This is a genomic window from Roseovarius sp. Pro17 (assembly GCF_035599575.1).
Classification (GTDB): Bacteria; Pseudomonadota; Alphaproteobacteria; order Rhodobacterales; family Rhodobacteraceae; genus Roseovarius.
Map to the genome: position 1 here is coordinate 1,242,789 of NZ_CP141179.1, position 13,146 is coordinate 1,255,934.

At 62.2% G+C, this 13,146-nt stretch carries 12 protein-coding genes; 4 read left to right on the forward strand and 8 right to left on the reverse strand.

From position 1 onward, the window contains the following. Positions 1 to 20: 20 nt before the first annotated feature. The 3 genes from U3654_RS06050 to U3654_RS06060 are packed head-to-tail and all read left to right on the forward strand — an operon-like array spanning position 21 to position 3,242. Positions 21 to 2,009, forward strand: a complete 1,989-nt coding sequence (locus tag U3654_RS06050) for a heme lyase CcmF/NrfE family subunit (protein WP_324754445.1) — start codon at positions 21 to 23, stop codon at positions 2,007 to 2,009. Further along, positions 2,006 to 2,455, forward strand: a complete 450-nt coding sequence (locus U3654_RS06055; RefSeq protein ID WP_324754446.1) for a cytochrome c-type biogenesis protein — start codon at positions 2,006 to 2,008, stop codon at positions 2,453 to 2,455. The genes U3654_RS06050 and U3654_RS06055 overlap by 4 nt, the downstream gene beginning before the upstream one ends. Positions 2,456 to 2,462: 7 nt before the next feature. Beyond that, a complete protein-coding gene (locus U3654_RS06060) occupies positions 2,463 to 3,242 on the forward strand; it encodes an enoyl-CoA hydratase-related protein (protein ID WP_324754447.1) in 780 nt (259 codons plus the stop codon). A 71-nt stretch (positions 3,243 to 3,313) separates the two neighbouring features. Here the strand turns inward: U3654_RS06060 and gltA are convergent, their stop codons facing one another. Both gltA and gltX read right to left on the reverse strand, forming a co-directional pair. Next, a complete protein-coding gene (gene gltA, locus U3654_RS06065; protein WP_324754448.1) occupies positions 3,314 to 4,609 on the reverse strand; it encodes a citrate synthase in 1,296 nt (431 codons plus the stop codon). Positions 4,610 to 4,699: 90 nt separating this feature from the next. Continuing rightward, the gene (gene gltX, locus U3654_RS06070; protein ID WP_324754449.1) at positions 4,700 to 6,109 is read right to left on the reverse strand and encodes a glutamate--tRNA ligase; all 1,410 of its coding nucleotides are present in this window, start codon (positions 6,107 to 6,109) and stop codon (positions 4,700 to 4,702) included. 76 nt (positions 6,110 to 6,185) lie between these two features. Between gltX and U3654_RS06075 the strand changes: the two genes are divergently transcribed. Next, entirely contained in the window at positions 6,186 to 8,243 is a 2,058-nt protein-coding gene (locus tag U3654_RS06075) for a ComEC/Rec2 family competence protein (protein WP_324754450.1), read from the forward strand. On the opposite strand, the gene lexA is transcribed toward U3654_RS06075, so the two are convergent. The 6 genes from lexA to U3654_RS06105 all read right to left on the reverse strand — a co-directional run bounded on the left by lexA (position 8,237) and on the right by U3654_RS06105 (position 13,135). Next, positions 8,237 to 8,935, reverse strand: coding sequence for a transcriptional repressor LexA (gene lexA / locus U3654_RS06080; protein ID WP_324754451.1), 699 nt, complete (start codon positions 8,933 to 8,935; stop codon positions 8,237 to 8,239). The genes U3654_RS06075 and lexA overlap by 7 nt on opposite strands. Before the next feature lie 81 nt (positions 8,936 to 9,016). Continuing rightward, a complete protein-coding gene (glp, locus tag U3654_RS06085; protein WP_324754452.1) occupies positions 9,017 to 10,189 on the reverse strand; it encodes a gephyrin-like molybdotransferase Glp in 1,173 nt (390 codons plus the stop codon). Positions 10,190 to 10,246: 57 nt separating this feature from the next. Beyond that, complete coding sequence (gene moaC / locus U3654_RS06090; RefSeq protein WP_324754453.1) at positions 10,247 to 10,723, reverse strand: cyclic pyranopterin monophosphate synthase MoaC; 477 nt, start codon at positions 10,721 to 10,723, stop codon at positions 10,247 to 10,249. Further along, on the reverse strand, positions 10,723 to 11,538 hold the full coding sequence (gene trpC, locus U3654_RS06095; RefSeq protein ID WP_324754454.1) for an indole-3-glycerol phosphate synthase TrpC: 816 nt from the start codon (positions 11,536 to 11,538) through the stop codon (positions 10,723 to 10,725). The genes moaC and trpC overlap by 1 nt, the downstream gene beginning before the upstream one ends. Beyond that, on the reverse strand, positions 11,535 to 12,557 hold the full coding sequence (gene trpD, locus U3654_RS06100; RefSeq protein WP_324754455.1) for an anthranilate phosphoribosyltransferase: 1,023 nt from the start codon (positions 12,555 to 12,557) through the stop codon (positions 11,535 to 11,537). Before trpD ends, trpC begins: the two co-directional genes overlap by 4 nt. After that, complete coding sequence (locus U3654_RS06105; RefSeq protein ID WP_324754456.1) at positions 12,554 to 13,135, reverse strand: aminodeoxychorismate/anthranilate synthase component II; 582 nt, start codon at positions 13,133 to 13,135, stop codon at positions 12,554 to 12,556. The genes trpD and U3654_RS06105 overlap by 4 nt, the downstream gene beginning before the upstream one ends. Positions 13,136 to 13,146 lie beyond the last annotated feature (11 nt).

Below are 13,146 nucleotides of genomic sequence, written 5' to 3' on the forward strand. Positions count from 1 at the left end.
GGGGCGGCTATAGATGGATCATGATTACAGAACTCGGCCATTTCGCCCTTATCCTCGCCCTGGTGCTCGCCTGCGTGCAGGCCACCGTCCCGCTAATTGGCGCCCACAAGCGCTGGAGCGGCTGGATGGCCGTCGGAGATACGGCGGCGGTCCTGCAATTCCTGATGATCGCGCTGGCTTTTGCGGCGCTGACGCACGCCTTTGTCACATCGGATTTCTCGCTACGGCTGGTCTCGCTTAACAGCCACTCGGCCAAGCCGATGCTCTATAAAATCACTGGCGTTTGGGGCAATCACGAAGGGTCGATGCTGCTGTGGGTGCTGATCGTGGCGCTATTCGGCGCGGCAGCGGCATGGTTTGGCGGCAATCTGCCGCCGGGTCTGCGCGCGCGGGTGCTGGCGGTGCAGGGGATGATCGGGATCGCGTTTCTCGCCTTTATTCTCTTTACGTCCAACCCGTTCCTACGCCTCGCCATGCCGCCACTGGACGGACAAGACCTGAACCCGCTGTTGCAGGATCCGGGCCTCGCGTTCCATCCGCCGTTCCTCTACCTCGGGTATGTCGGCCTTTCGATGACGTTCAGCTTTGCCATCGCGGCGCTGATTGAGGGGCGAGTCGATGCCGCATGGGGCCGCTGGGTGCGGCCCTATACGCTGACCGCGTGGGTATTCCTGACGATCGGCATCGCCATGGGCAGCTGGTGGGCCTACTACGAATTGGGCTGGGGCGGCTTTTGGTTCTGGGACCCCGTGGAAAACGCCAGCTTCATGCCGTGGCTGATCTCGGCTGCGCTATTGCATTCGGCCATTGTGGTCGAAAAGCGCGAGAGCCTGAAAAGCTGGACGATCCTGCTGGCCATCATCGCGTTCGGATTCTCCATGATTGGCGCGTTCATCACCCGTTCGGGCGTGCTGACGTCGGTTCATGCCTTTGCCAATGACCCCGAACGGGGGATGTTCCTCTTGGGGATCACGGCGCTGTTCATGATGGGCGGTCTGACACTTTTTGCCGTGCGCGCAGGCGCTATGCAGGCAAGGGGGGTGTTTTCGCTCTCCAGTCGCGAATCGATGCTGTTGGCCAATAACGTGCTGCTCGGCGTTGCGGCGTTTGTCGTCTTTGTCGGCACGATTTGGCCTTTGGTGGCCGAGTTGTTCTTTGATCGCAAGCTGTCGGTCGGCGCGCCCTTTTTCGACATGGCGTTCACGCCCTTCATGATCGCGCTAGGCGTTGTGCTGCCGGTTGGCGCGATGATGCCGTGGAAGCGCGGACAGATGCGCCGCGTTTTGCGTCAGCTTGCCCCGGCGATGGTTTTGGCGCTGGCGGTGCTGGGCCTCGTCTGGGCGGTGCAGGGCGGTCGTAGTCTGATGGGGCCGGTTGGCCTGAGTCTGGGAACCTGGCTGGTCGTCGGGGCCGCGTTGGATGTGTGGTCGCGCACTGGAACGCGGGGCGGGATCGCCAGCCGCGCTGGCCGCCTCACGCGCCTGCCACGCGCCGATTGGGGCAAGGCGGTTGCCCATGCGGGCCTAGGCGTGACTATTGCAGGTATCGCGGGCCTATTGGCATGGGAGGCCGAGGATATCCGCGTGCTTGACACCGGAGGCAGCTTTGATCTGGCGGGCTATACTCTGACGCTGGAAGATGTGCGGCGCAGCGAAGGCCCCAATTATGTCACCACTATCGCCGATATGCGCCTGTCCAAGGATGGTCAGACAATCAGCGTCCTGCATCCTGAAAAACGGTTCTACCCCGTGGCCGAGATGCCGACGACCGAGGCCGCCATCGACAACGGATTTTTCCGCGACGTCTATGTCGTGATCGGTGATCCCCAAGAGGATGGTGGCTGGGCCGTGCGCACCTATTTCAAGCCTCTGGCAAACTGGATCTGGGGCGGCGCGGTGCTGATGGCCCTCGGGGGCGCGCTGTCGCTGAGCGATCGGCGCTACCGCGTCGCGGCAGGGGCGCGCAAGGCGGCGCTGGACGAACATAAAGGCGGAGTGCCCGCAGAATGAAGCGCCTTGCCCTGATCCTCAGCCTGATCGCCAGCCCGCTCTTTGCCGTCCAGCCGGATGAGGTCCTGGATGATCCCGCACTTGAGGCACGCGCGCGAGAGCTGTCCACTGGGTTGCGCTGCCTGGTTTGCCGGAACGAAAATATCGACGCGTCCAACGCCACCCTCGCGCGCGATTTGCGCCTATTGGTGCGGGCGCGGTTGGTTGCGGGCGACAGCGACGCCGAAGCGGTCGATTTCATCGTTGACCGCTATGGCGAATACGTGCTGCTGCAACCTCGCGCGACAGGCAGTACGCTTGTGCTGTGGCTGGCCGGGCCTGCGATGCTGCTTGCTGGGGCCGGGATTGCGATCTTTTATGTCAGGCGACGCAGCGCAGCAGCGCCCGAAGAGGACCGGTTGAGCGACGACGAGGCTGCGCGCCTGCGCGATATTCTGGACGGGTGACAAGGTCATGACAGACTACAGCGCGATCACGTTCGATGTCGAAGACGACATTGCGATTCTGCGCCTGAACCGACCGGACAAGATGAATGCCCTCAATGCACAGATGCGCGCCGAGATAACCGACGCCACCATAGCCGCCGCGCGATCTGCGCGTGTGCTGGTGCTGACCGGAAGGGGGCGCGCATTTTGCGCCGGGCAGGATTTGAGCGACGCGGGTAATGTCGCCGCGCTTGACCTCGAAAGGGTGTTGCGCGACGAATACGTCCCGATGCTGCGCGCCATTTCCGATTGCCCCATACCGACGATCGCTGCGGTAAACGGCGCGGCGGCAGGGGCGGGCGCAAACCTCGCGCTGGCGGCTGATGTGGTGATCGCGGCGGATAGCGCCTATTTCACCCAAGCTTTCACCCGCATCGGCCTGATGCCGGACGCAGGCGGTACCTATTGGCTGCCCCGCCAAATGGGCGCGGCCAAGGCGATGGGTGCGGCCCTTTTCGGCGAGCCGATCGGCGCCGAGGATGCCGCTGCGTGGGGCATGATATGGGAGGCGGTACCGGATACGGAGTTCGACGCCCACTGGCGCAGCCGCGCGGCCCATCTGGCGAGCGGCCCAACCGAGGCGTACCGGCATCTGAAATCGGCCCTGCGCGCCACGTGGAGTAACGATGGGGACACGCAACTGGACCTCGAAGCAAAGTTGCAAGGCGCCTGCGGTCAGACCCGCGATTTCAAGGAAGGAGTCGTTGCGTTTTTGGACAAGCGCAAGCCGTCATTTGAGGGCCGCTAAAGCACGATGATCCGCCAAACGAAAAAGGCGCAACCGTCGGGCTGCGCCTTTGACTCCGCGTCGTGAATGGGTCAGCGGTTCTCGATATCCACATAATCGCGCATCGTCGCCCCGACATATAGCTGGCGAGGGCGGCCGATTTTCAGCTGCGGATCAGCGATCATTTCCTTCCACTGCGAAATCCAGCCGACCGTGCGCGACACGGCAAAGATCGCGGTGAACATCGACGTGGGAAAGCCCATCGCCTCAAGGATGATGCCCGAGTAGAAATCCACGTTCGGGAACAGCTTTTTCTCGGCAAAATAGGGGTCCGCGAGGGCCTGTTTTTCCAGTTCCTTGGCGACCTGAAGGGTCGGGTTGTCCTCGATTCCCAATAGGTCCAGAACCTCGTCAGCGGATTGCTTCATCACCTTGGCGCGCGGATCGAAATTCTTGTAAACACGGTGGCCGAACCCCATCAGGCGGAACGGATCGTTCTTGTCCTTGGCGCGCGCGATATATTCAGGGATGCGGTCGACGGTGCCGATTTCCCGCAGCATTTCGAGGCAGGCCTGATTAGCGCCGCCATGCGCAGGACCCCAGAGACAGGCGATGCCGGCGGCGATGCAGGCGAACGGGTTCGCGCCCGAGGACGATGCGAGGCGCACGGTCGAGGTCGACGCGTTTTGCTCGTGGTCCGCGTGTAGGGTAAAGATGCGGTCCATTGCGCGGCTGAGGATCGGATTTACCTCATAATCCTCGGATGGAACCGCAAAGCACATGCGCAGAAAATTGGACGCATAGTCGATATCGTTACGCGGATAAACAAAGGGCTGGCCAATGGTGTATTTAAAGGCCATCGCCGCGATTGTCGGCATTTTGGCGATCATACGCACCGATGCAACCTCGCGCTGCCACGGATCGCTGACGTCGGTACTATCGTGATAGAAGGCGCTGAGCGCCCCGACGACACCCACCATAATCGCCATGGGCGGCGCATCACGGCGAAAGCCCCGAAAGAGAAACTGCATCTGTTCGTGCAGCATGGTGTGGTTTGTCACCCGGCTTTCAAAGTCCTCGGCCTGCGCGGCTGAGGGAAGCTCGCCATAAAGCAGAAGGTAACAGACCTCGAGGTAATGCGATTTCTCGGCCAGTTGGTCGATGGGATAGCCGCGGTGCAACAACTCGCCTTTTTCGCCGTCGATGAAGGTGATCGTGCTGTCACAACTGGCGGTTGAGGTGAAGCCGGGGTCATAGGTAAAAACGCCCGCTTTGCTGTAGAGCTTGCGAATGTCGATCACATCCGGCCCGATGGTCGGCGAGTAGATCGGCAGTTCGTAATCCGTGCCTGCGATGCTCAGCGTAGCGGTTTTCGTGTCGTCGGCCATATGGCTCTCTCCCATGTTGCAGCCCCGTTTTGCAGAAGTCGCACCGCGCGCTCGGTTCGGGCTGAGTATATTATAGGCCTTTACATCAGGTTAATCCCCGAATTGGGCCGCATCCTCGAGACGGGCCAGCGTTTCGGCCTGTCCCAGCACCAGCATCATGTCAAATACGCTAGGCGTCGTGCTGCGTCCGGCCAATGCGGCCCTCAGCGGGCCGGCCATTTTGCCAAACTTGGTTCCACGCGCCTCGGCAAAGTCGTTCATCAACGCTTCAAGGCTTGCCCGGTTCCAATTAGCATTTTGCAAATGCGGCGTCAATTCTCGCAGTATACCGCGGGATGCAGAGTCCAATTGAGCTGCGGCCTTTTCGTCCGGCTCAACAGGTCTACTGGTGAGGATAAATTGAGCCTTGTCAAGCAGTTCCGGGAATGTCCTCGCGCGCTCTTTTAGGTGCGGCATTGCTTCCAAAATCATTGCAGCCCGGTCCGGCGTCAGACGGTTGCGCCCGGTAACATCAAGAAAATCCTCCAATTCATGCAGCAGTGCAGCATCGTCCATCGCCGCCATATGCTGGCCACAGATATTCTCGAGTTTCTTGAAATCAAAGCGGGCGGGTGATTTACCGATCCCGTCCAGATCAAACCATTCCTTCGCTTGCGCATCCGTAAAGAACTCGGCGTCTCCGTGGCTCCATCCCAGCCGGGCGAGATAGTTGCGCATTCCGGCCGCCGGATAACCCATCTGGCGATATTCCTGCGTTCCCAGCGCGCCGTGCCGCTTGCTCAGCTTTTTGCCGTCGGCGCCATGGATCAGGGGTATATGGGCATAGACGGGCAGTGGCCAATCCATCGCGCGATAGATCATCATCTGGCGCGCGGCGTTGTTCAGGTGATCGTCGCCACGAATGACGTGGGTAACGCCCATGTCGTGATCGTCGACTGCAACCGCCAGCATATAGACAGGCGTGCCGTCCGAGCGCAGCAGCACCATATCGTCAAGCTGGTCGTTGCGAATAGTCACGTCGCCTTGCACAGCGTCCTTGATCACCGTCGCGCCGTCGCGCGGGGCCTTGATGCGAATAACATATGGCAGAGCGGGATGATCCGCCGGGTCTGCATCCCGCCACGGGCTGCGATACAGGGTCGAGCGGCCCTCGACCTTGGCGGCGTCGCGGAAAGTCTGAATTTCGTCCTGAGTGGCAAAACACTTGTAGGCCTGACCGGCCGCTAGCATCTGGCGCGCAACCTCGCCGTGGCGGGCGGCGCGTTCGAACTGGCTGACCGCAGCCCCATCGTGATCGAGCCCCATCCACTCCATCCCGGCAAGGATCGCCTGCGTTGCTTCGGGGGTCGAGCGGGCGCGGTCCGTGTCCTCGATCCTTAGCAGGAATTCACCCCCGCGCCCGCGCGCGAAAAGCCAGTTGAAAAGGGCCGTGCGCGCGCCGCCGATATGCAGATAGCCGGTGGGCGACGGGGCGAAACGGGTCACGACCTTCTGGGACATGGGCGCATTAACCTTTCGGTAACGATGTGGGGGCTAGGTTCGGCGTCTGTCTATCGACCGAGTGGAAGGGAAACAAGTGGCGGCGCTCTGGCGAACCTGCGCGCACACGCTGCTTTTGCAGCGCGGTCACCTGATCGGGTGGGCGCCTGTATGTCTGGCTGCAGGTATTGGCCTGTATTTTTCACTCTTGGTCGAGCCGGGTTGGCCCGTCTATGCCGGACTTGCAGCGCTCGTCGCGTTTTGCGCTGCGCTGGCGCGCTTGGCAGGGCAGGCGATAGCGCCGCTGGTGGTGGGCGCGGGGCTGATCGCGGTGGGCATAATGCTGGCTGGCGCGCGCGCGCATGTCGTGGCCGGGCCGGTACTGGGCTGGCGCTATTACGGTCCGATCGAGGGCCGCGTCGTGGGTATCGACCGTTCGGCATCAGATGCGGTGCGCGTAACGCTGGATCGGGTCCGATTGTTCAACACCGCGCCCGACCGCACGCCGGGCCAGGTCCGCTTGTCGCTACATTCAGGCATCGAAGGCGCTCAGCCGCAGCCCGGATTGCGCATGGGCGCGACCGGGCATCTGTCACCACCCTCGGGTCCGGTTGAGCCGGGCGGCTTTGATTTTCAGCGCCACGCGTGGTTTCAGGGGTTGGGCGCGGTCGGCTACACCCGCGTCCCCTTGGTCGCACTCGCCCCGCCGGACGGGGCTCAGCCGATGTTCCGCATCCGGATGGCGCTGTCGGCGCGCGTGCAGTCGGCCCTTCCCGGCGAGACTGGGGGCTTTGCGGCGGCGATCATGACTGGTGACCGTTCGGGTATGGGGCAGGATACCCTAGCGGCGCTCAGGGTGTCGAATCTGGCGCATCTGCTCGCCATTTCCGGACTGCATATGGGCCTTCTGACCGCTTTTGTCTTTGCGGCGCTGCGCTATGGGCTGGCCTTGGTGCCGTGGATCGCGCTGCGCGCGCCGGTCAAGCCTGTAGCGGCGGCGCTGGCCCTTGTCGTCGCAGCGTTTTATCTGGGTCTGTCGGGTGGCAGTATCGCGACAGAGCGGGCGTTCATCATGGTGGCCGTCATGCTGGTGGCGGTCATGCTGAACCGGCGCGCGCTCAGCCTGCGGGCCGTGGCAATGGCCGCGCTGATCGTGCTGACACTGCGGCCCGAGGCGCTGATGGGGCCGGGGTTTCAAATGTCCTTTGCGGCGACGACGGCGCTGATTGCGGTGTTCGGCTGGTTGCAACATGACGCAGTGCCGCGTGGCCCGAAATGGCTACGCCCGGTGCTGGCGGTCGTGATTTCGTCCGGCGTCGCTGGGCTGGCGACAGCGCCTTTCGCGGCCGCGCATTTCAACCAGATCGCCCATTACGGGCTGATCGCCAACCTCGCGTCGGTTCCGCTGATGGGGGTTCTGGTAATGCCCGCCGCTGTGCTAGCGGTGTGTCTGCTGCCCTTCGGGCTGGAATGGGTGGGCCTCAGGATAATGGGGCTGGGACTCGACTGGATTTTGAGCGTCGCGCACTGGATTTCGGCGCAGGACGGCGCGCGCGGAATGATCGCCAGCCCCGGTCCATGGGTGTTGCCACTTTTGACCATCGGGGCGCTGATAGTCATTCTCTGGCAAGGCCGCATGCGCGCGGTGGGGGTGTTCCCGATACTCGCAGCCGCTATCCTTTGGGCCGGGGCCGAGCGGCCGAGAGTCCTGATCGCGGATACTGGCGGACTGGTCGGCATCATGACACCGGAGGGGCGCGCGCTCAGCGCGCCACGCGGCGATAGTTTCATCGCACGCAACTGGCTGGAGAATGACGGTGATCCTGCTACGCAGGAAGAGGCTGCGGCGCGTTGGCCCGACCGGGCAATTGGACCGGGCGGCATCCAGATCACCGCACTTCGCGGCAAACGCGCCTCTGCTACGCTGGCTGACTGTGCCGCGAATGAATGGGTGATAATGAATACCTCGCCCCCGGAGGATCTGAACCGCGCTGCCGGATGCAAAGTCTTTGACCCCAGCGCATTGCGCCCAACTGGTGCGATGGCACTCGTCGCCAAGGGCGAAGGGCTGCGCATCAATACGGCACGTGGCCTCGCAGGTGCCAGGCTCTGGAATACGCGCCGCAAAACGCGCGGCGCATCAGTTTATCAATAGGTTCGGATCAGTCCGACAAGGCGGCCCTGCACCTTGACTTTGTCATCAGGTAAGACGCGCGTCTCATAAGCTGGGTTAGCGGCCTCAAGCGCAATTGCGCCGCCGCGGCGGAAGAACCGTTTGAGCGTCGCCTCCTGATCCTCGACCAAGGCCACGACGATATCGCCGTTTTCGGCGGTGGATGTTTCGCGAATGACCACCACATCGCCATCATTGATACCGGCGTCGATCATAGAATCGCCCTTGACCTCAAGCGCGTAATGCTCGCCCGGACCGGCAACCATCGCGCCCGGCACGGCCACATTGTGGGATGCGTGTTGAATCGCCTCAATCGGGACACCTGCCGCGATGCGCCCCATCACCGGAATCTCGCGCGCGTCGACAGTCGTGACGGCGATAGCATTGGCTGGGATCGAGTCGGGCATGTCGCCATCAATGACGCGCGGCGCAAACCCGTGTGTCGCGGTGCCGCCCAAAGATTCCGGCAGCTTGACGATTTCGAGCGCCCGGGCGCGGTGCGCCAAACGCCGGATAAAGCCACGTTCTTCCAAAGCAGTGATCAGGCGGTGGATGCCGGATTTGGACCGCAGATCCAGCGCATCCTTCATTTCGTCAAAGCTGGGTGGCACCCCGTCGCGCTGTACCCGCTTATTGATGTAATTCAGCAAATCGAGCTGCTTTTTGGTCAGCATTGTGTCCATCCCTCCGGTCTGCATATCTGTTTTTGTTCTATGCATGTTCTTGTTTTGTGTCAAGTCCCAGAGGTGTGGGCATTAAATGTGCATGACGCGCGCCGCGTCGCCGGCCTGTCTTGCTGGCTCATGCGCAGGGCGGATCAACAAAGCGTTCGCGCCCGCCAAGACGCCAAGTAGCGCACTGTCCTGCGATGTCGCGGGTGTAACGATCCCGTCGTTTACATGCGCGCGCATGTAATGCGCACGCGGGCCGTTTGCTGGCAGGTCGACGCCAAGCGATGCGGTGAAATCAGGAGCCGGAGCAGCGCCCATACCCAACATCGCGCGCAACACAGGTAAGATAAAGACATGACCGCAAACCATTGCAGATACGGGATTTCCAGGAAGACCTACCATCATGGAAGGGCCCATCCGTCCGGCCATCAGCGGTTTACCGGGGCGCATCGCGATCTTGTAAAAGGCCCGCTGTAACCCGAGGCTGGCTGCCACCTCGCCGACAAGGTCATGATCACCGACCGACGCGCCGCCAACAGTTAGGATCAAGTCGGTCCCTTGGGCCATGGCGAATGCCGTTTCAAGCGAAGTGGCGTTATCGCGTGCGATTGGCAAAAGGTGCGCAGTGGCGCCATGCGCCTCTACGAGCGCGGCAAGCCCAAAGGTGTTGGACGCGATAATCTGGTCTGGGCCCGGCGTCTCGCCCGGCATTACCAGTTCATCACCGGTGGCGATGATTGCGACCATCGGCTTGCGTGTCACAGGCACCTCCGCGACGTTCATGGCTGCCAGTAGGGCAACGTCATGAGGGCTGATCCAGCGCGGCGACCGCACGGTGTGACCGGCTTTGAAATCAGCACCGGCGGGGCGCACATGCGGGCCAGAGTTGACCGTGTCGCTGAGTGTGATCACAGATCCAGTTCGGCTGATATCCTCTTGAATTATAACGCGATCAGCCCCCTCTGGCATGGGTGCCCCGGTAAAGATGCGCAGCGCTTGGCCGCCGTCCAGTCGGCCGTTCCAACGATGGCCTGCTGCCGCCTCGCCGACCACCTCGAACTGTGCGCCAGGCGCAGCTTCGCCTCCGCGCACTGCGTAGCCGTCCATGGCAGATGCTGCGAATGGCGGCTGGTCGCGCTTAGCGCGAACCGCCTGCGCCAGAACCCGACCTGAGGCGGCGCGCAACGGAATTACCTCAGCGCTGAGAGGAGAGACCATTTCGAACAATTGGGCTAGCGCATCATCAACGGTAATCATGAATAAAATGCCTCGCTGACAATGGGGTCTGTCCGTTTCTCTGGCTGCCGAAAGAGTTCATGTTGCCTCGTAACGGCCGGATTTTCCGCCATCTTTTAGAACGACGCGCAATCCGTTAATCTGCATGGCCCGGTCAACCGCCTTTGCCATGTCGTAGACTGTCAGCGCGGCAATGCTGGCGGCGGTCAGCGCCTCCATTTCGACGCCTGTCTGGCCGGTGGTCTTGACGGTCGCCTCGATTTGCAGACCGGGTAGATCCGGATCCAATGTTAGTTCGACGCTCGCCTTGGCGATTGGCAGCGGGTGGCAGAGCGGGATGAGGTCGGACGTTCGCTTGGCCCCCATGATACCGGCAAGGCGCGCCACGGCCATCACGTCACCCTTCTTGGCCCGGCCTTCTGCAATGATATCATAGGTTTCGCGCTTCATGCTGATGTGGCAGGCGGCGGTAGCAACGCGCGCGGTCACAGCCTTGTCCGAGACATCGACCATGTGCGCATCGCCCTTGGCGTCGAAATGCGTGAGGCCGGTCATTATCGACCGCCTGCGGTCAGCGGATTAGACAGGATCATGCGCGTGGCTGCGGCAACGTCATCCGCGCGCATCAGCGTTTCGCCGATGAGGAAACACCGCGCGCCATAGCGGGCGATCTCGGCCAGATCCTCGCGCGTCTCCAGCCCGCTTTCGCATATGATGATGCGGTCTTCGGGGACGTAGCGGGCGAGGGTGCGGGACGTGTCGAGCGACGTCTCGAACGTGTTGAGATTGCGGTTATTTATACCAATCAGCTTGGAGTCCAGCGCCTCGGCCCGTTTCAATTCATCTTGGTTGTGCACTTCGATGATCGAATCCATGCCCCATTTTTCGGCGGCCTGTTCCAGCGCTGCGGCCTCGCCGTCGGTGAGGCTGGCCATGATGATCAGGATGCAGTCCGCCCCGAGGCTGCGTGCCTCGGCGACCTGATAGGGGTCGTACATAAAATCCTTGCGCAGGACGGGCAGATCGCAGGCGGCGCGGGCTTGCGTCAGGAATTCGTTGGCGCCCTGAAAACTGGGCGTGTCGGTCAGAACGGAAAGACACGTCGCGCCGCCCTCGGCATACGCGATCGCCAGCGCCTCGGGGTCGAAATCCTCGCGGATAAGGCCCTTGGACGGGCTGGCCTTCTTGATTTCGGCGATCAAACCATAGCCACCGATAGAGGCCTGCAAGAGCGCGTTCTTGAAGGGACGAACCTCCGGCGCGCCACGGGCGAGGTCGTCCATTTCCTCGGGCGAGGTTTGGGCCTTGGCTGCGGCAATCTCTTCCAGTTTGTAGGCTTTGATCTTGTCGAGGATTGTCGGTGTGCTCATGTCGTCTCCGATGTAATTTTTGCCAGCATGGTCAGCCGCTTGAGGGCCTCGCCGCTGTCGATGCTGGTTGCCGCCATAGCGACGCCCTCGGTCAGGTCGGCGGCATGGCCGGCCACGACCAGTGCCGCCGCGGAATTGAGCAGGACAGCATCGCGATAGGCACCTGGCGCGCCGTCCAGAAGCGCGCGGAAGGCGTCTGCATTGTGCTGCGGCGTACCGCCAAGGATCGCCTCAAAGGGGTGCAGCGGCAGTCCGGCCTGTTCGGGGTGCAGCTCGAATTCGGTGATGGTGCCGTCCTCGTTCAGCGCGGCGACCCAAGAGAGGCCGCTGATGGCCAACTCATCCGTGCCGTCGCTGCCATGGACCAGCCAAGCGCGTTCCGAGCCCAACTGCCCCAGCGTCTCGGCCATGGGACGTATGAGGTCGCGATTGAAGGCGCCGGTCAGCTGGCGTTTGACGTCCGCAGGATTTGTCAGCGGCCCCAGAATGTTAAAGATCGTGCGCGTGCCCAACTCGGCCCGCACCGGGCCAACATGAGCCATTGCCGGATGGTGCATGGGGGCCATCATGAAGGCTATTCCAGCCTCTTTCAAAGCTTTTTCAACCACTTCCGGGCCGATCATGACGTTGACGCCCATCTGGCTCAGCGCATCTGCTGCGCCCGATTTCGAGCTGAGATTGCGATTGCCATGCTTGGCCACGCATACGCCTGCACCCGCCACGACAAAGGCCGTCGCGGTCGAGATGTTCAGCGTGCCCTTGCCGTCGCCGCCAGTCCCGACGATATCTATCGCACCCTCGGGCGCGCGCACTTTGAGGCATTTGGCGCTCATGACGGCGGCAGCGGCGGCGTATTCGTCCACCGTCTCGCCGCGTGTGCGCAGCGCCATAAGAAAGCCGCCGATTTGGCTGGGCGTCGCCTCGCCGTCAAAGAGAATAGCAAAGGCGGCCTCGGCCTCGCTGCGGGTCAGGGCGCGGGTCGCGGCGGCGTCTATCAGAGGTTTCAGCGCGTCGCTCATGCGGGGGCCTTCATCATATCCAGAAAGTTCTTGAGCAGCGCATGACCATGCTGCGATGCAATCGATTCGGGGTGAAACTGCACGCCCTCGATCGGCAATTCGCGGTGGCGCAGGCCCATGATCGTGCCGTCTTCCAGATGCGCGGTCACTTCCAGGCAGTCCGGCAGGCTGTCCCGCTCGACCACCAGCGAATGATAGCGTGTCGCCTCGAATGGCGACGGCAGCCCGGCAAACACGCCTTGGCCCTCATGATGCATCTGACCCATCTTGCCATGGACGATCTCGCTGTGGCGCACCACGCGCCCTCCGAACGCCTGCCCGATGGTCTGATGCCCGAGGCAAACGCCCAAAAGGGGGATTTTTGCCTTGGCCGCAGCCAGCGTCAGATCGAGGCAGATGCCCGCCTGATCGGGATCGCACGGGCCGGGCGACAGCAAAATGCCAGAGGGGTTCAGGGCCAGCGCGGCGTCCACGTCCAGCGCATCGTTGCGGTGTACGACCACTTCAGCGCCCAGTTCGCCGACATAATGCACCAGATTATAGGTGAAACTGTCGTAATTATCGATGAGCAGCAGCATGTTGGCAGGTC